The sequence below is a fragment of the Spongiactinospora rosea genome, assembly GCF_003315795.1.
Taxonomy (GTDB): Bacteria; Actinomycetota; Actinomycetes; order Streptosporangiales; family Streptosporangiaceae; genus Spongiactinospora; species Spongiactinospora rosea.
In genome coordinates this window covers 126,184-142,834 of sequence record NZ_QMEY01000020.1, presented here as the reverse complement: position 1 = coordinate 142,834, position 16,651 = coordinate 126,184, and the positions used below count along the sequence as shown (strand labels likewise).

Sequence of the window (16,651 nt, the reverse complement as noted above, 5' to 3'; positions counted from 1 at the left end):
TTCAGGAGTCGGCGACCCGCCAGGGCGCCCCGGCCCGCGTCGGCTGGCTCTCCGCCTCGACCCGCACCGCGTAGGCGGTGGACGCGGGCGGCAGGGGGCCGGCCTCGACCGGGCCGAGGTAGGTGTGGCCGGTCAGATGGCACCAGGCGGGCAGGTCGATCGGGGCGGCCGGATCACTCGCGATCAGATGGACGACCCGGCCCGGTTCCAGCTCGGCCACCAGGCGGCGCAGCTCGATCAGCAACAGCACACAGCGGCGGTCGCCGCCGTCCAGCACGACCGGCTCGCCGGGCACGACCGGAGGGAACGTGTCATCTGGTTTCGCCTTGCCCATCGGCCCTCCTGGTCCATGAGTTCATGAAATAGCGTACTGGTGTGCGCTACGGAGCCTGGCCGGGCGTGCGGTGGACCACCATCAGCGGGCACGGGGACTCGTGCAGCAGCGCCTGGCTGACCGATCCCATGACCATGCCCGCGAAAGTACCGTGCCCGCGCGAGCCCACCACGAGCAGGTCGGCTCCGGTGGCGGCCTGGCGCAGGGCGCGCACCGGGTGGTCGTGGACGATCTCCTGGATCACGGTGACGTCCGGGTGGCGGTCGCGGTGGCCGGCCATGGGCAGCGGCCCCGTGCCGCTGGGGGCGCGGGGGTCGCCGATCCACGGCTGATTACGGGCATGGACGGCCCGCAGGGTCGCGCCGCGCAGGCCCGCCTCGGTGAACGCGGCCTCCAGCACCGGCCCCGCGGTCGTGGAGCCGTCGATTCCGGCGACCACCTCATCCCTGGGCAGGGCGGGCAGTTCGCGGACCACGACCACATCGCAGGCGGCGTGCCCGGCCACGCCGTAGGCCACGGACCCGACCAGAAGGCCGCGCACCGCGCCGAGCCCGTGGCCGCCGATGACCACCAGCTCGGCCTCCTCGGAGGCCGCGGTCAGGGCGGTGCGGGGATCGCCGGGCAGCAGGGACGTGCTGAGGTCGATCTCCGGGCGTTCGCGGCGGGCCCGGTCGGCGGCGGCGGCGAGCACGCTGTAGCCGCCCTCGCGCATCCAGGCGGCGATCTCGCCGTAGCGGCCGGTGGTGGTGGTGTCGCAGGCCCACTGCGGGATGGCGTGCACGATTTTCAGCGGCGCGGCGCGCAGGGCGGCCTCCCTGGCGGCCCAGCCGGCGGCTTCGAGCCCGGCCCGGGAGCCGTCCACTCCGGCGATGATCATAACCCCTCCTCCCGAAGGCCCTCCATTCACTCATCTGCCCAGCTCAGGGCCTTACCGACGCTCAGGGTCGCACGAGCCTACGCCGATGCCCGCCCGACGGTAGATCACCGGGCCGCCGGAGCCGCGCGGCCATGGTGAACGCTAAGACTTCGCCTTTGTTTCATGGGCTTCGGAGTGGATCGCCGGAGGCGAGGGCAGCATTTCCTGAGCGGTTCCGGGGGGACCGCCCACCGGCTTTGGCTTTACCTCACCACGGGGAATTTCCATGGAAATGCCTGTCATCAACGCATGCGAAGTAGAAGAGTGCGCCTACAACACCGAGGGCGCTTGCCACGCGCTGGCCATCACCGTGGGCGACGTCCGCCATGCCCACTGTGACACCTTCTTCAGGACCCCGGCCAAGGGCGGCGATCCCCTGGGCATCGGCCAGGTCGGGGCGTGCAAGATGGCCGACTGCCGGCACAACAGCCAGTTCGAATGCCATGCCCCGGGCATCAACGTCGGTTATGTGGAGAGCGCGGCGAACTGCCTCACCTATTCACGGGCCTGAACTCCGCCCGGCCTCGCGGATAACACAACACATGCCCGGAGAACACAGTCTATTTCGCTACGTTATGCGCCCTTGACAGCACTTCGCGTCACGGATCATGGTGGACTCGTTCGCCCGGCGCGCCCCCAGAGTCCCGTGTACTCCCGTGGTCGCGGCACGCGCGCCGCCGGGCGGCCACGCACCGTCGCAAATGCACCACAGAAAGTGCTGACCATCTGGCATGGCAGAAGGGACTTTTTCGTGGCGTTATTCCAAAACCCCGTTCCCGGCGGCTGTGGGCAGCGCATCGCGCTGGTCAACGGTAGTTTCGAGCAGCCCGTACTCGATCGCGACATGGCCTTCCTGCCCGACGCCGCACAGAATCAGCCCAACTCGGTGCCGGGCTGGCGCACCACCGCCACCGACCACGTGATCGAGGTATGGCGGGACGGCTTCAACGGGGTGCCCGCCGACGACGGGAAGCAGTTCGCCGAACTCAACGCCCACCAGGTCTCCACGCTCTACCAGGATCTCCCCACCACTCCGGGCACCACGCTGTACTGGAGGCTGTCGCACCGCGGTCGGCTCGGTCCCGACACCATGGCCCTGGACATCGGGAACCCCGAGGACCCGGTGGAACAGGCCCGGATGACCGACGGGAACGACGCCTGGGGCCACTACTCCGGGAAGTACACCGTCCCGCCGGGGCAGACCACCACCCGGTTCGCGTTCCGCTCGGTCTCGGCCACCGGTGGCAACAACAGCGTCGGCAACTTCCTGGACGGCATCGTCTTCGGGACGGCCCCCTGCGTGGTCCTCACCAAGACCGCCGTGCCCGGTGGCGAGCTGGAGGTCGGCGACACGATCACCTACCGTGTCACCGCCAGGAACGAAGGCGGCTCCCCGGCCGCCGGCCTGGTGCTCACCGACACCGTTCCCGAGGGCACCAGCTACGTCCCCGGCAGCCTGCGGATCATCGACGGCCCCAACGCGGGAGGCAAGACCGACCAGCCCGGCGACGACCAGGCGCAGGTCGACGCGGCCACCGGCCGGGTCACCTTCAACCTCGGCGCGGGGGCCACCGGCTCCGCGGGCGGCACCCTCGCCTCCACCCTGGAGGCCCCCGAGGGCACCACCGTGGAGTTCCGGGTGCGGATCGAACGCGCGGCGGCCGGGCGCACGGTCGAGAACCAGGCCATCGCCACCTACGACAACGCCCTCGGCGACGAGGCCGAGCACCTGACCTCCACCTCCAACCCCACGGCCACCCAGATCGCGCCCCTGGCCGAACTCAAGCTGGTCAAGGCCGCCGACCGGGTCAAGGCCACCGTCGGCGAGGCCGTCACCTTCCATGTGGCCGTCACCAACACCGGCCCGTCCGACGCCACCGGGGTCACCGTCACCGACCCACTCCCGGCCGGGCTGGTCCTGATCTCGGCGACGCCCAGCGCCGGTGGCTACGACGCCGCGGACGGCACCTGGAACGTGGGCGCCCTCGGCGTCGGGCAGACCGCCACCCTCGCGCTGCTGGCCAAGGTCACCGAGCCCGGATCGATCCGCAACACCGCCACCGCGACGGCGAACGAGGTCGCCCCGGGCGGCGAGGCGACCGACGAGGTGACGATCTGCGCCGTCCCGGCGGGGCCGTGCCCGCCGCCCGGCGGACACGGCCGTCCCTGCGGTCCCTGCTGAGACCGCTCTCCACCCGCGGACCCGCCCATGGCCGCGGGTGGAGAGCACGGCTCAGGTGGCCAGGCGGGCGAGCGCGGCGGCGCTCGCACCGCCCGGCTGCGCCGTGTAGAGCACCAGCCGCAGATCGGTGCCGGGCACCAGCAACGTCTGGCAGTCCAGGTCGAGTTCGCCCAGCTCGGGGTGGTGCAGGCGCTTGCGCAGCGTCGGTACGGGCCGTACGTCGTGGTCGCGCCAGCTCGCCGCGAACTCCGGGCTGTGCGCGGCGAACTCGTTGACCAGCTCGCCGAGCACGCGTTCGGCCGGGTAGCGGGCCCCGGCCGCGCGCAACTGGGCGGCGGCCTGCCGGGCGAACCCGCCCTCCGCACCGGCCGGGGCCGAGCAGAACGTGCCGCCCAGCCGGATGGACAGCCGCACGGCGTTGCGCTCCTCGGCGGGCAGCCGCCCGAAGTCGATGATCAGCGCGGCCGCCGCCCTGTTCCAGGCCACGATGTCCTGCCGCTCGTCGGTCAGGTAGGCCGGGATCGACCCGAGCCGGTCCAGCAGCATGCGGGCGTCGGCGGGCACCGGCGCGCGATCGGGCTCCCTGGCGGCGGGGCTCTGCCCGGCCAGCCGTGCCAGGTGCTCGCGCTCGGCGGCGGTGAGCCGCAGGGCCGTGCCCAGCGCGGCCAGTACCTGCGCGGACGGGCGCGGCGCGCGGGCCTGCTCCAGCCGTTCGTAGTAGTTGGCCGAGACCCCGGCCAGCGCGGCAACCTCCTCGCGGCGCAGGCCCGGAGTGCGCCGGGCACGCCGGCCCGGTGGGTGGACGGCCGCGGCGGGCATCTGCTCCGGGCGCAACGCCTCCCGCCGTCGGCGCAGGAAGTCGGCCAGTTCGCCTCTGCTCACCCGCCCAGCCTGGCACAGCGGGGTCCGGCCCGGCCACGGACCGCTGGTCCGGGGCTGACCCGTCCGTTCCGCGGCGGCGGCCCCGCGGCCAGCCTGGCAGGGTCACATCCCGCCGGACACCGGAGGACGACCCGTGCCACGCACACCGGAAGAGACCTTCCGCAAACTGCTGGACCTGCTACTGGCCAAGGACATGAACGCCGTCGCCGACCTGTGGGCGCAGGACGGCACCGCCGAGTTCCCGTTCGCCGCGGGGACCTCCCCGGCGCGGCTGGCGGGACGCGAGGCGGTCCGCGGCCACCTGGCCGGATACCCCGGCCTGCTGGACGTACGCGAGATCCCGGCGGTCACCGTGCACCACACGCAACGGCCGGACACCATCGTGGCGGAGTTCACCGCCGCCGGGCGCACGGTGCGGACCGGCGAGCCCTACCGGCTGGACTGCATCGCGGTGATCACCGTCCAGGGCGGCCTGATCGCCCACTACCGCGACTACTGGAGCCCGCCGGCCACCGCCTCGGCGGCCGGGACGTTGCCCGACCTGCTCGGCGCGCTGCACGCGGCGGCCACCCGATGAGCGGCGTGCTGGTCACCGGCGGCACCGGAAAGACCGGCGGCCCGCTGGTGGAACTGCTGCGCGGCACCGGGGCGCAGGTCCGGGTGGCGGTCCGTACCCCACCCGCCGGTGACCCCGGCGCGGTCCGGTTCGACTGGCACGACCCGGCCACCCACCGGGCCGCGCTGCGCGGGATGGACCGGGTCTATCTGGTGCCCCCGGTGAACACCGTCGATCCGATGCCGGTGGTCGGGCCGTTCCTGGCGGAGGCGGAACGGCTCGGCGTGCGCCGGGTGGTGCTGCTCGGCTCGGCCATCGTGCTGCCGGGCGCGCCCGGCGCGCTGGAAATGGCCGCGCGGGTGCGGGCCAGGCCCGGCTGGGTCGTGCTGCGCCCGTCCGGTTTCATGCAGAACTTCCTGCGCCCGCACCCGCTCGGCGATCGGCTCCGCCGGGACGGCGAGATCCGTACCGCCTCCGGTGACGGCCGGCTGGGCTGGATCGACGCGCGGGACATCGCCGCCGCCGCCTGCGCGCTGCTGACCGGCCCCGACGCCGAACCAGGCGACCCGCGCGACCATCTGCTGACCGGGCCGAAGGCGCTGAGCTACCGGGACGCGGCGGCGATCATCACCGCCCGCACCGGGCGGCCGATCCGGGTGGCCGGCATCGACGCCGAAGCGGTGGCGTGCGACTACCGGGCCGCCGGGGTGCCCGCCGGGTTCGCCGCCGCCCTGGCCGCGGTGGACGCCGGTCTCAGGTCCGGCCGGGAGGGCCTGGTCAGCACCGCGGTGCTGGACCTGACCGGCCGCCCGCCCCGCCCGTTCGCCGAGTTCGTCGATGACCACGCGGGCGAGTGGGCGACCCGCGTCACCGACGCGTGAGACCCGGCATCGGGTCGAGGCCGGTCAGGTCGGCGGTGAGGTCCCACACGCGCGCCGCGAGCGCGGTGTCGGCCAGGTGACCGCGGACCGGTTCGCGAACCGGCCGCCCGCGAAACCCGAACACCCGGGGCCCGTACAACTCGCCGCCGCGCACGTCCGGGTCCAGGACGGCACGGACGGCGGGCCAGGCGGCGGCCTCCTTGCCCTGCAGTAGGAGCGCGGCACAGACTCGCCGCCCGATCCGGCACCGGCGAATATTGACGTTTTCTTGACGCCTTGATCGCGCTGTACACACGTATGGGCTCAGTAGCGTGCATTCGTCCTACTTGTGCCAGGAGCGGAGGTGACCCGGTGGCCGACGCGCCCCGGGAGCGAAGGATGCGGCAGTGGCTGCTGAAGGGTCTGAAACGTCCCGAAGGACTGACCAGCGCACCACCCGAAGAGGACGCTCCCGAACATCAGCATTCCTGGTGGCAGGTCATGTGCCTGACCGGCGTGGACTACTTCTCCACGCTGGGGTATCAGCCGGGGATCGCCGCGCTGGCCGCGGGCGCGCTCAGCCCCATCGCCACGCTGGTCCTGGTGGCGCTGACGCTCTTCGGCGCGCTGCCGACGTACCGGGCCGTGGCCGGGCAGAGCCCGCACGGGCTGGGATCGCTGTCGATGCTGGAGCGGCTGCTGCCCGGCTGGCGCGGCAAGCTGCTGGTGCTGTTCCTGCTCGGGTTCGTGGCCACCGCCTTCATCGTGACCATCACCCTGTCGGCGGCCGACGCCACCGCGCACATCCTGCACAACCCGTTCGTGCCGCACTTCCTGGCGGGCTGGCAGGTGCCGATCACGCTGGTGCTGATCGCGGCGCTGGGCGGGGTGTTCCTGGCGGGGTTCAGTGAGGCGATCTCCGTCGCCGTCGTCCTGGTCGCCGTCTACCTGCTGTTCAACCTGATCGTGGTGGGCTCGGCGGTGGCGCACGTACTGACCGCGCCGGAGCGGGTGGCCGGCTGGCAGAACACGCTGAGCACCGACTACACCAGCCCGATCGCGATGGTCGCGGTCTCGCTGTACGTGATGCCGAAACTCGCCCTGGGCCTTTCCGGCTTCGAGACCGGGGTGGCGGTCATGCCGCTGGTCAAGGGCGACATCACCGAGCGGGTCAAGGGCGCGCGCAAGCTGCTGACCACGGCCGCGCTCATCATGAGCGTCTTCCTGATCACCTCCAGCCTGGCCACCACCATCCTCATCCCGCCCGCCGAGTTCGCCGAGGGCGGCTCGGCCAACGGCCGCGCGCTGGCCTACCTGGCCCACCTCTACCTGGGCGACTGGTTCGGCACCGCCTACGACCTGTCCACCATCGCGATCTTGTGGTTCGCGGGCGCGTCGGCGCTGGCCGGGCTGCTCAACATCGTGCCGCGCTACCTGCCCCGGTACGGCATGGCCCCCGACTGGACCCGCGCCTCGCGGCCGATGGTCCTGGTCTTCACCGCCATCGCCTTCGTCATCACCGTGTTCTTCGGCGCGGAGGTGGAGACCCAGGGCGGCGCGTACGCGACCGGCGTGCTGGCCCTCATCCTGTCGGCCGCCGTCGCCGTCACCCTGTCGGCCCTGGTCGGCCGCCGCACCCGGGCCGCGGTGCTGTTCGGGCTGATCACGCTGGTCTTCGGCTACGCCGCCGTGGCCAACATCATCGAACGCCCCGACGGGCTCGTCATCGCCCTGCTGTTCGTCCTCGCCATCGTGGCCGTCTCGCTCATCTCCCGCGCCACGCGCTCCACCGAACTGCGCGTCACCCGCATCAGCCTGGACGACGCCGCCCGCCGCTTCATCAACGAGTCGGCGGAGATCTACCTGATCGCCAACGAGCCGCACGGCCGCGACGCCAAGGAGTACATCGACAAGGCCCGCGAGGCGTGGGAGCTGCACCGGCTGCGCACCGCGGAGGGGCTGCTGTTCCTGGAGGTCACCGTTCCCGACGCCTCGGAGTTCGCGGGCGAGCTGCGGGTCACCGGCGAGGAGCGCCACGGCTTTCGCATCCTGTGCATGCACAGCACCACGGTCGCCAACTCCATCGCCGCCCTGCTGCTGCACCTGCGCGACCTGACCGGCAAGACCCCGCACGTCTACTTCCACTGGGCCGCCGAGGGCAATCCGATCGGCGCGCTGCTGCGCTACCTGGTGTTCGGCGGCGGCGACATCCCGCCGCTGACCCGCGAGGTCCTGCGCCAGGCCGAACCCGACGCCACCTGCCGCCCCATCGTCCATGTCGGCTGAACGGGTGGAGTTGCGAACTTTCCGGCGTCATCAGCCGTCCAACAGGGCATGAGCATGCACATGATCGCCCGTCCCGTCCTGGCCACGGTGGTCGCGGCGGGCCTGGCCACGGCCCTTTCCGCAGGCCCCGCGCACGCGCAGACCGTCCGCCCGGTGTTCGGTCCGGCCGGTTTCGCGGGGGTGAAACTGGGGGTGAGCGCCAAGGCCGCCAAGGCCGGCGGCAAGATCAGGCTCAAGATGGCCGGCGGGCCCGGTTGCAGCGGCTGGGACCTCAAGGCCTATCCCACCGGCCGCGACTCCGTCGGTCTGTACATCTCCAAGAAGCGCGGCGTCGCGGTGATCTTCGCGCCCAAGGGCGTCAAGACCAAGGAGGGCATCGGCCTGGGGTCCACCTACAAGCAGATCAAGAAGGCGTACCCCAAGGTGAAGAAGGCGGCCAGCGGCTATCCGTACGTCACGGTCCCGGGCAACCCGAAGGCGTACTACTCCTTCTTGATCGGCAAGGGGAAGGTCTACGAGATGGCGCTGGGCCTGCACACCCAGGACTGCGTCAACTGACCCACCCCGGGCCGGGGAGGGTCAGACCGTCTCCAAGGCGGTGGTGATCTCCACGCAGCCGCCGATGGTCTTGGCGATGGGGCAGTGCCGGGTGTGCCGGTCGTGGGCGCGTTCCACCTCGGCACGGTCCACGCCCTCGGCCAGGCGCAGCCGGTAGCGCACATGGATGGCGGCGATCCGCAGCACCCCGCCGTCCTTGACGATGGTCCCCTCGGCGTCGGAGGTCAGCGCGCCGCCGGTGGTCGGCTGGCCGAGCGGCGCCAGCATGCCGGACAGCGTGCCGGTCAGGCACCCGGCGGCGGCGCCGACCAGGTAGTCCAGCGTGGTGGCGTGCGGCTCGATGGTGTCCAGCGGCACCTTGTAGTGCTCGGCCACCCCGCCGTGCATGCCCATCGGGACCTGCCCGTCCAGCGGCACGGTGACCAGCTTGGTACGCCCGGGCGCGGCCTGCACGCTGACCCGCGAGATCTCGGCGACGGCACTGCTGTCGATCATGATGCTGCTCCTTGTCGTAGGCGGGGTGCCGGTCAGCCGGCGGCGTTGGACGCCTGGGCGGTCAGCGCGCCGAAGTCGACGGGGCTGCCGTCCAGCGGGACGACGGCCGCCACGTAGCAGTCGGGGCGCACGAGGTAGACCACGTCCTGCTCACCGGCGTAGATGTCCCACATCTCGTCCGACAGCACGGTGAGCACGCCCGGCCCGCTGGTGGCGGGGGCCAGGATGGAGCGGCGGACCCACGCGGGGGCCGCGATGGCGTCGAGTTCGGCGTTCAGCCCGGAGATCAGGCCGTTGCGGCCGGGCACGGCGAGCAGGGTCAGCTCGCCCGCCATCGCGGCGCGCAGCGTGGTGGTACGGCTGCCGTCGACACAGCGCAGGTCGGGCAGCGGCGCACCGGGGCGCACCCGGGGGGCGGGCAGCCGGGCCGGGGCGGTCAGCGCCGAGTCGTGGTAGGGGAACGGCTCGTACAGCTTGCCGCAGTCGACCCGGTGGGCCTGGCCGGGATCCGCGAGGGCCGCCGCGAGGGCGGCGTCGCGCACCTGGCGGCCGGACTCGTCGTCGGGGGTCATGAACTTCATGGACGCCCCGGTCACCGCCAGGTTGTGATCGGCCGCGGCGGCCCGCTCGGCCTCGTAGCTGTCCAGCAGGGCGGGCCCGGCCTTGCCGTTGAGCACGTATCCGAGCTTCCAGGCCAGGTTCTCCGCGTCCTCCATGCCGCTGTTCATGCCGCGCGCCCCGAAGGGTGAGACGACGTGCGCGGCATCGCCGACCAGGAACGCCCGGCCACTGCGGAACGCCGAGGCCCGGCACTGCTGGAAGGTGTAGGTGTTGCTGCGGACCACGCGCACCGGGTGGTCACCGATCACGGTGGCGATCCGCGCCTCCACCCGTCCGGTCTCGGTCAGCTCGTCGGCGTCGGCGTCCAGCGGGATCTGCCAGTCCAGCCGCCACAGCTTCCGGGCCACCCCGTGCATGAGCACGATCCCCTCGGGGTGGAAGGGCGGGTTGAACCACAGCCGCCGCTCCCGCTCGAAGGGCAGCTCGGCCTCGAAGTCGGCGACCAGGAAGCGGCCCTTGGTCTGCCAGCCGTCGAAGGTGATGCCCAGCCGCCGCCGGACGCCGCTGCCGATGCCGTCGGCGGCGACGAGGTAGGCGCCGGCGTAGGTCTCAGGCCCGTTCGGGCCCGCCGCGGTGACCCGCACGCCCGAGTCGTCCTGCTCGATGCCGTCGACGGTGCGCCCCAGCCGGATGTCCACCAGGCCGGTCGCCAGCGCCGCGCCGTAGAGCAGCTCCTCGATGCGGAACTGCGGGAAGTTCACGAACGGCGGATAGATCTCTTCGCCGTGCGGGGGGAACCTGAGCTGGAGTATCTCCTGGTCACCGTAGTATGTGCGACCAAGCGACCAGCTCGCTCCATCATCGATGATCTCATCCGCCAGGCCGAGGCGGTCGTACAGCGCCAGGATGTCCCGCTGCACGGTGACGGCCCGCGACTGGCGGCAACTCGGCTGTTCACGACGTTCCAGCAGCACCGAGCGCACGTTCTGCCGGGCGAGCAGGAGCGCGGTGGCCATGCCTACGGGACCCGCGCCCACGATGACCACGTGGGGGGAAGAACCTGAGTTGTCCGGCAGAACCATCGCCACCTCCGACTTGACCGATATTCGGTTATCACGTCCGGCTATTGGACATAGCGTGCCTTGTTCGTGGCCGGACTTCAAGAGGCGCGGCGCGACTCGTGTTGGCGTAGGGCGGCGCGGTGCGCGATAATCGCTCACAGGCCCCGATTTTCGACAGACAGTAATCCCGTCGTTTCTCCTGGGAGTGAGCCGTGACCGAGGAACCAGCCCGACCTGGCGAGATCGCGCAGACGCTGGATCGGGGGCTGCGCCTGCTGGAGATCCTGGCGGAGGCGGACCCGGACCAGGGTCTCTCGCCGACCGAGGCCGCCGCCCGGCTCGGTGTCCACCGCTCCATCGCCGCCCGGCTGCTGGCGACGCTGCTGCGCCGTGGGTTCGTCCGGCGCACCCGTGAAGGACGGTACCTGCTGGGCATGGGCCTGTTCACGCTGGCGCGCCAGGTGTCACAGAATCTCATGGTCGTGGCGGGGCCGCTGCTCACCGAGATCGCCGAACGGCTCGACGCCACCGCCGTCATGCACGTGGCCGACGGGGATGGCGCCGTCACGCTGGCCTCCGTCGAGCCCAAGCGGGCCAGCTTCCACATCGGCCTGCGCACCGGCTCGCGGCACCCGCTGGGCACCGCCGCCACCGGCATCGCCATCCTGGCCGGCCGCCCGGCCGAGGCCGATGAGCGCGAAAAGGTCACCCAGGGGCGCAAGCAGGGATACGTGGTCACCACCGGCGAACTGGTCCCCAACTTCACCGGCATCGCCGCCCCGATCGTGGTCAACGGCTGGTGCGACGCCAGCGTCGGAGTGGTCATCCCCAAGGAGCGCAAGCATGACGAGAAGGTGCTGGCCAACGAGGTGATCGCGCTGGCCGGAAAGATCGCGATCGGCCTGAGCTGACCCCGCGCCCGCGCCGAGCGCGGGCCCGAAGGCCCCGGAGCCCCGAGCGGGCACCGGGGCCTTTTCGCGTCTCCGGGCGATTGACAAGCGTCCTTCCCGTGCGCGAGGATCGCCGATATACGAACCTTATAACCGATAATAGAACACATATCAGTAAGTCGATCTTGGATTGAGGTGGGCATGGTCTACTACAGGCGTCTGGGAGAGGTACCGCGCAAGCGGCACTCCCAGTTCCGCGGCGCCGACGGCGCCCTCTACCACGAGGAGATGCAGGGCGAGGAGGGGTTCACCTGGACCCAGTCGTTCCTGTACCACCGCAGGATCCCGACCGCCATCACCGCGGCCGAGAGCCACCCCGACGGCGGCGGGCCACTGCTCCCCAACGACCCGCTGCTGCCCCGGCATCTGCGCACCCACGCCTTCAAAGCGGGCGGGGACCCGATCCTGGACCGGCGGGTCCTGATGGGCAACTCCGACGTGACGATCTCCTACGTCGCCGCCGACACCGACAGCCCCCTGTACCGCAACGCGGTCGGCGACGAGCTGGTCTACGTCGAGGCCGGATCGGCCGTCCTGGAGTCCTCCTATGGGCGGATGCCGGTCGGCGACGGCGACTACGTGGTCATCCCCACCTCCACGACGCACCGCTGGCGGCTGCTCGGCGATGAGCTGCGGCTGTTCGTGGTGACCGCGTCCGGAGGCGGGCACATCAGGCCGCCCAAGCGGTTCATGTCGCCGTTCGGGCAGTTCCTGGACGGCTCGCCGTTCAACGAGCGCGACATCCGCGGCCCCGAGGAGCTGACCTCCGCCGAGGGACCGGCCGAGGTGTACGTCAGGCACCGGCGCGGCGTCACCCGCTACGACTACGCCTACCACCCCTTCGACGTGGTCGGCTGGGACGGCTACAACTACCCCTACGCGCTGTCCATCCGCGATTTCACCCCCTCCACCGGCGCGCTGCACCTGCCGCCGCCGACCTACATCACCTTCGAGGGACCGGGCTTCGTCATCTGCTCCTTCGTGCCGCGCATGTTCGACTACCACCCCGACGCGGTGAAGGTCCCCTACAACCACGCCAACGTCGACTCCGACGAGGTGCTGTTCTACTGCGGCGGCGACTTCATGAGCCGCGCGGGCACGGGCATCGGCATGGGGTCCATCTCCCTGCACCCCGCGGGTTACATCCACGGCCCGCAGCCGGGCAGCGCGGAGAAGAGCCTGAAGGTGGCCAGGACCGAGGAGTACGCGGTCATGGTGGACACCTTCCGGCCGCTCGACCTCGGGCCCGGCCTGAGCGAGGCGGAAGACCCCGACTACGCCTGGTCCTGGGCGCGCGGCGCCGGTATCGACGTCGGCGGGTGAACGCCCGGCCCCCGCTTGGGGCCCCGCGACCACGGTCGCGGGGCCCTTCGCCGTCCGGGGAGCCTGCCGGCCTCAGGAGGCCGGTGTGCGCTCGGCGGCCACGGCACGGCGGGGCGTCAGCGCCTTGCGCGCCCGGGTGGCCAGGGCCGCCAGCCCCTTCGGCTCGTAGTACAGGATGAGCACGATCATGCCGCCGTAGAGGATCTGCGCGACATAGGAGGGCCCGAAGTCGGACACCGCGCCGCCCATGCCCGGGATCGCATCGCTGTAGCGCTGCAGCAGCAACGGCAGCGAGGACACGAACGCCGCTCCGGCGATCGCCCCCGCCACCGACGCCTGCCCGCCGATCACCACCATCGCCAGGTACTCCAGCGACAGGAACAGGTCCCAGTACTCCGGCACCACCCGCTCGAACAGCAGCGCCAGCAACACCCCGGCCAGGCCCGCGTACACGCTGGACAGGGTGAAGGCGACCGATCGGTACCTGGCCACCCGCACGCCCAGCGCCGCCGCGTGCACCTCGCCGTCGCGGATCGCGGCGAACGCCCTGCCCACCCGGCTGCGCAGCACCAGCACGGCGAACACCGTGGTCAGCACCAGGATGAGCAGGGTGACGTACCACCCGCGCTCGGCCTGGCGCAGCGGCACCCCGAACACCGACAGCTCCGGCTCGACGCCGAACACCTGGAAGGAGCCGATGGTCAGCTCCGGCACGTTGCGCCCGTTGTAGCCGCCGGTCAGCGGCTCGGCGGTGAACAGCACGTGCTGGCCGATGAACACTAGCGCCAGCGAGGCGACGCCCAGATAGATGCCCTTCAACCGGCCGGCCAGCGGGCTGAAGGCCAGCCCCGCCAGCCCGGCGAGCGCCACCGCGATCACCGCGGCGGGCAGGCTGGGCAACCCGAGGCCCCACGACTCCTCCCCGGCCGGGGAACTGAGCCAGATGTACCCGTAGGCGCCCACGGCCAGGAAGAACGAGTGCGCCAGGGAGAGCTGGCCGACCCGCCCGACCAGGATCATCAGCCCGACCGCGCCGATGGCGGCGGCGAAGGCGAAGGACCCGAGGTTGAGCCAGAACCGGTCGGCGTACACGGGGATCGCGAGCAGGACCACGCCCGCCACGATCGCCACCGGCACCCGCCGGCGGACGCCCGTGCGCCCCTGCGTGGATGAGGTCAACGCCGCCCTAAACACGGACCGCCTCCCGTATCCCGAACAGCCCCGCGGGCCTGGCCAGCAGGATCACCAGCATCAGCACGTACGGCGCGGTCTCCTCGAACCCCTGGCCGAGGAAGGCGAGGTGGTCGCCGTACCCGCGGACCAGGACCTCGCTCAGCCCGACCAGCAGGCCGCCGGCGATGGCGCCGGTGGTGGAGTCCAGCCCGCCGATGATCGCCGCGGGCAGCGCGCGCAGCGCCACGGCCTCCACCGAGGTGTCCAGGCCCGGGCTCGGATAGGCCACGATGAACAGGCCCGCGCACACCGCCAGCGCCCCGGCCACGGCCCACGCCGTCGCCGACACCCGGCCGAGCCGGATGCCCATCAGCGAGGCCGTCTCCGGGTCCTCGGCCGTGGCCCGCATCGCCACGCCGAAGTCGCTGCGGTGCAGCCAGAGCTGGAAGAGCACCAGCAGCAGCACGCTGACGACCAGCGCGGCGATCCGCGCCTCGGCGACGCCGATGCCCAGGAACCGCACCACGTCGTTGCCCCACGGGTCGCCGGTGGTGAGGATCTGCGAGCCGATCCGCCGGTCGACCTCGGTCAGCAGCACCACGTCCAGGCCGATGGTCATGATGCTCGCCGCGACCACCGCCTGCGTCCTGCGGAACCTGGCGACTAGCACCCGGTCGACCAGCACGGCCAGGACCGCGGCGGCGGCGATGCCCAGCGGGAGCGCGGCCCAGAACGACAGCCCGTGCAGGCTGTAGGCGCTGGCCGTCACGTACGTGCCGAACATCAGCAGGCTGGGCTGGGCGAAGTTCACTACGCTGGACGATTTGTAGATGACGACGATGCCCAGGGCGACGAGCGCGTACACGGCACCGAGTGACGCGCCCTCCACCAGCATCGAGAGAAGTTGTGCCATGAAACCGGCTCCTAGGATGGCGGCTCGGACTCGGAACGTTCCTTTTTCGCGGCGCCGGCCCTGCCGAGGTAGGCGGCGATCACCGCGTCGTCCGCGGTGACCTGGTCAGGGGGTCCGGTGAGCACGACCTGGCCGAAGTCGAGCACGGTCACCTGCTCGGAGATGCCCATCACCAGCCCCATGTCGTGCTCGACGAGAAGGACGGTGATCTGCCGCTCGGCGGCGATCCGGCGGATGGTGTCGCGGACCTCGACCTTCTCGTGGGTGTGCATGCCGGCCGCGGGCTCGTCCAGCAGCAGCAGGCGCGGCTCGGTGGCCAGGGCGCGCGCGATGTCCACCCGCTTGGCCTCGCCGTAGGGGAGTTCGGCCGCGGGCAGCGGGAGCAGGTGGTCCACGCCGAGGAATTCGGCGACCTCGCGCACCTTGGCCCTGGCCTCGCGTTCGGAGCGGCGGGCGTACGGCAGGCGCAGCCCGGCCCCGAACACCCCGCCCCTGCCCAGCCGGTGCCGGCCGAGCAGCAGGTTCTCCTCCACGGTGAGCCCGGCGAACATGGACGCGTTCTGGAACGCCCGGCCGACGCCCAGGCCCGTCACCCGGTGCGGCGCGAGCCCGACCAGCTCGCTGCCGTCCACCCGCACGCTGCCCTCGGCGGGCTTGTAGATCCCGGACAGCACGTTGAACAGCGACGACTTGCCCGCGCCGTTGGGGCCGATGACCGCGTGGATGGTGCCGGGCTCGGCGGTGAAGGTGACGCCGGAAAGCGCCGTCACCCCGGCGAACCGGACCGTGACATCGCTGACCTGCAGGCGGGCGCCGGGCGCGGTCATGGCATGCCTCCTCGTACGTCACCGGGGACCGTGGCGGCGATCTCCTCGTCGGGTTCCCCGCCCAGGTACAGGCGGCGGACCCGGTCATCGCCGCGCAGGCGCTCGGCCGGCCCCTCGATCGCCACCTCGCCCACCGCCAGGACGTAGGCGTGCTCGGCGAGCTCCAGCGCGACCGCCGCGTTCTGCTCGACGACGAGCATCGCCGTTCCCTGGCCGTGGATCTCGCGCAGCAGGTCCACGATCCGGTCGATGATCTTCGGGGCGAGGCCCAGGGACGGCTCGTCCAGCAGCAGCAGCCGAGGTTCGGCCATCAGCGCCCGCCCGATGGCGAGCATCTGCTGCTCGCCGCCGGACAGCAGGCCCGCGGCCTGCCTGCGGCGTTCGCCGAGCACGGGGAACAGGTCGTACACCCGCTCCAGGTCGCCGGGCCGCTTGCCTTTCGGGTTGCCGTACCGGCCCGCGCGCAGGTTCTCCTGGACGGTCAGATGGGCGAAGACCCGGCGTCCCTCGGGGACCTGCACGATGCCGGACTTGACCCGGCGCTCGGCGCCCACGCCGTCGATGCGCTCCCCGGCGAACCGGATCTCACCGCCGGTCATCCGCCCGGCCTGGCGGGTCAGCACCCCGGAGATCGCGCGCAGCAGTGTGGACTTGCCGGCGCCGTTGCTGCCGAGTACGGCCACGATGCCGCCCTGCGGGACGTCGACGCTGACGTCTCGCAGGGCGGTCACCGCGTCTCCGTAGCGCACCCCGAGGCCGCGCACGGACAGCAGT

General features: G+C 71.9%; 18 protein-coding genes. 8 read left to right on the top strand and 10 right to left on the bottom strand.

Annotated elements, in window-relative coordinates; genetic code table 11:
- Position 1: 1 nt before the first annotated feature.
- A complete protein-coding gene (locus DP939_RS33450; protein WP_113984838.1) occupies positions 2–334 on the bottom strand; it encodes a sulfurtransferase TusA family protein in 333 nt (110 codons plus the stop codon).
- A gap of 46 nt (positions 335–380) precedes the next feature.
- Entirely contained in the window at positions 381–1,211 is an 831-nt protein-coding gene (locus DP939_RS33445; RefSeq protein ID WP_113984837.1) for a universal stress protein, read from the bottom strand.
- A 265-nt stretch (positions 1,212–1,476) separates the two neighbouring features.
- Between DP939_RS33445 and DP939_RS33440 the strand changes: the two genes are divergently transcribed.
- The gene (locus DP939_RS33440) at positions 1,477–1,761 is read left to right on the top strand and encodes a DUF1540 domain-containing protein (protein ID WP_113984836.1); all 285 of its coding nucleotides are present in this window, start codon (positions 1,477–1,479) and stop codon (positions 1,759–1,761) included.
- Between the two features lie 240 nt (positions 1,762–2,001).
- Positions 2,002–3,432 carry a DUF7507 domain-containing protein gene (locus tag DP939_RS33435; protein ID WP_199565584.1) on the top strand — a complete coding sequence of 477 codons (1,431 nt, stop codon included), beginning with the start codon at positions 2,002–2,004 and terminating at the stop codon, positions 3,430–3,432.
- 51 nt (positions 3,433–3,483) lie between these two features.
- Here the strand turns inward: DP939_RS33435 and DP939_RS33430 are convergent, their stop codons facing one another.
- Positions 3,484–4,314, bottom strand: coding sequence for a helix-turn-helix transcriptional regulator (locus tag DP939_RS33430; protein ID WP_113984834.1), 831 nt, complete (start codon positions 4,312–4,314; stop codon positions 3,484–3,486).
- A gap of 133 nt (positions 4,315–4,447) precedes the next feature.
- Between DP939_RS33430 and DP939_RS33425 the strand changes: the two genes are divergently transcribed.
- Together DP939_RS33425 and DP939_RS33420 are read left to right on the top strand one after the other, a co-directional pair.
- On the top strand, positions 4,448–4,891 hold the full coding sequence (locus DP939_RS33425) for a nuclear transport factor 2 family protein (RefSeq protein WP_113984833.1): 444 nt from the start codon (positions 4,448–4,450) through the stop codon (positions 4,889–4,891).
- Positions 4,888–5,751, top strand: coding sequence for an NAD(P)H-binding protein (locus tag DP939_RS33420; RefSeq protein ID WP_113984832.1), 864 nt, complete (start codon positions 4,888–4,890; stop codon positions 5,749–5,751). Before DP939_RS33425 ends, DP939_RS33420 begins: the two co-directional genes overlap by 4 nt.
- Here the strand turns inward: DP939_RS33420 and DP939_RS33415 are convergent.
- Positions 5,738–6,046: a Rossmann-fold NAD(P)-binding domain-containing protein gene (locus tag DP939_RS33415; RefSeq protein ID WP_199565583.1), complete on the bottom strand. Its 309-nt coding sequence runs from the start codon at positions 6,044–6,046 to the stop codon at positions 5,738–5,740. The two genes, DP939_RS33420 and DP939_RS33415, sit on opposite strands and share 14 nt — an antisense overlap.
- A gap of 56 nt (positions 6,047–6,102) precedes the next feature.
- Between DP939_RS33415 and DP939_RS33410 the strand changes: the two genes are divergently transcribed.
- Together DP939_RS33410 and DP939_RS33405 are read left to right on the top strand one after the other, a co-directional pair.
- The gene (locus DP939_RS33410) at positions 6,103–8,016 is read left to right on the top strand and encodes an APC family permease (protein ID WP_225878659.1); all 1,914 of its coding nucleotides are present in this window, start codon (positions 6,103–6,105) and stop codon (positions 8,014–8,016) included.
- A 60-nt stretch (positions 8,017–8,076) separates the two neighbouring features.
- A complete protein-coding gene (locus tag DP939_RS33405) occupies positions 8,077–8,574 on the top strand; it encodes a hypothetical protein (protein ID WP_225878658.1) in 498 nt (165 codons plus the stop codon).
- A gap of 21 nt (positions 8,575–8,595) precedes the next feature.
- On the opposite strand, the gene DP939_RS33400 is transcribed toward DP939_RS33405, so the two are convergent.
- Positions 8,596–9,069, bottom strand: coding sequence for an OsmC family protein (locus DP939_RS33400; protein ID WP_113984830.1), 474 nt, complete (start codon positions 9,067–9,069; stop codon positions 8,596–8,598).
- Positions 9,070–9,101: 32 nt separating this feature from the next.
- Positions 9,102–10,712, bottom strand: coding sequence for an FAD-dependent monooxygenase (locus DP939_RS33395; RefSeq protein WP_225878665.1), 1,611 nt, complete (start codon positions 10,710–10,712; stop codon positions 9,102–9,104).
- A gap of 191 nt (positions 10,713–10,903) precedes the next feature.
- Between DP939_RS33395 and DP939_RS33390 the strand changes: the two genes are divergently transcribed.
- On the top strand, positions 10,904–11,602 hold the full coding sequence (locus tag DP939_RS33390; RefSeq protein WP_113984828.1) for an IclR family transcriptional regulator: 699 nt from the start codon (positions 10,904–10,906) through the stop codon (positions 11,600–11,602).
- A 180-nt stretch (positions 11,603–11,782) separates the two neighbouring features.
- Positions 11,783–12,964: a homogentisate 1,2-dioxygenase gene (locus DP939_RS33385; protein WP_113984827.1), complete on the top strand. Its 1,182-nt coding sequence runs from the start codon at positions 11,783–11,785 to the stop codon at positions 12,962–12,964.
- Between the two features lie 72 nt (positions 12,965–13,036).
- On the opposite strand, the gene DP939_RS33380 is transcribed toward DP939_RS33385, so the two are convergent.
- From DP939_RS33380 to DP939_RS33365, 4 genes are read right to left on the bottom strand one after another with little or no spacing between them, the layout of a single operon-like run.
- Entirely contained in the window at positions 13,037–14,143 is a 1,107-nt protein-coding gene (locus DP939_RS33380) for a branched-chain amino acid ABC transporter permease (RefSeq protein ID WP_158578835.1), read from the bottom strand.
- 7 nt (positions 14,144–14,150) lie between these two features.
- Positions 14,151–15,050, bottom strand: coding sequence for a branched-chain amino acid ABC transporter permease (locus DP939_RS33375; RefSeq protein WP_113984825.1), 900 nt, complete (start codon positions 15,048–15,050; stop codon positions 14,151–14,153).
- 11 nt (positions 15,051–15,061) lie between these two features.
- Positions 15,062–15,877, bottom strand: coding sequence for an ABC transporter ATP-binding protein (locus tag DP939_RS33370; RefSeq protein ID WP_113984824.1), 816 nt, complete (start codon positions 15,875–15,877; stop codon positions 15,062–15,064).
- Positions 15,874–16,608, bottom strand: coding sequence for an ABC transporter ATP-binding protein (locus DP939_RS33365; protein ID WP_225878657.1), 735 nt, complete (start codon positions 16,606–16,608; stop codon positions 15,874–15,876). The genes DP939_RS33370 and DP939_RS33365 overlap by 4 nt, the downstream gene beginning before the upstream one ends.
- Positions 16,609–16,651: the final 43 nt, after the last annotated feature.

Bases quoted from the DNA above. Each gene is read 5' to 3' on its own strand.
- DP939_RS33450 (WP_113984838.1), bottom strand. From the start codon at position 334: ATGGGCAAGGCGAAACCAGATGACACGTTCCCTCCGGTCGTGCCCGGC.
- DP939_RS33440 (WP_113984836.1), top strand. From the start codon at position 1,477: ATGGAAATGCCTGTCATCAACGCATGCGAAGTAGAAGAGTGCGCCTAC.
- DP939_RS33385 (WP_113984827.1), top strand. From the start codon at position 11,783: ATGGTCTACTACAGGCGTCTGGGAGAGGTACCGCGCAAGCGGCACTCC.
- DP939_RS33370 (WP_113984824.1), bottom strand. From the start codon at position 15,877: ATGACCGCGCCCGGCGCCCGCCTGCAGGTCAGCGATGTCACGGTCCGG.
- DP939_RS33445 (WP_113984837.1), bottom strand. From the start codon at position 1,211: ATGATCATCGCCGGAGTGGACGGCTCCCGGGCCGGGCTCGAAGCCGCC.
- DP939_RS33375 (WP_113984825.1), bottom strand. From the start codon at position 15,050: ATGGCACAACTTCTCTCGATGCTGGTGGAGGGCGCGTCACTCGGTGCC.
- DP939_RS33400 (WP_113984830.1), bottom strand. From the start codon at position 9,069: ATGATCGACAGCAGTGCCGTCGCCGAGATCTCGCGGGTCAGCGTGCAG.
- DP939_RS33420 (WP_113984832.1), top strand. From the start codon at position 4,888: ATGAGCGGCGTGCTGGTCACCGGCGGCACCGGAAAGACCGGCGGCCCG.
- DP939_RS33405 (WP_225878658.1), top strand. From the start codon at position 8,077: ATGATCGCCCGTCCCGTCCTGGCCACGGTGGTCGCGGCGGGCCTGGCC.
- DP939_RS33395 (WP_225878665.1), bottom strand. From the start codon at position 10,712: ATGGTTCTGCCGGACAACTCAGGTTCTTCCCCCCACGTGGTCATCGTG.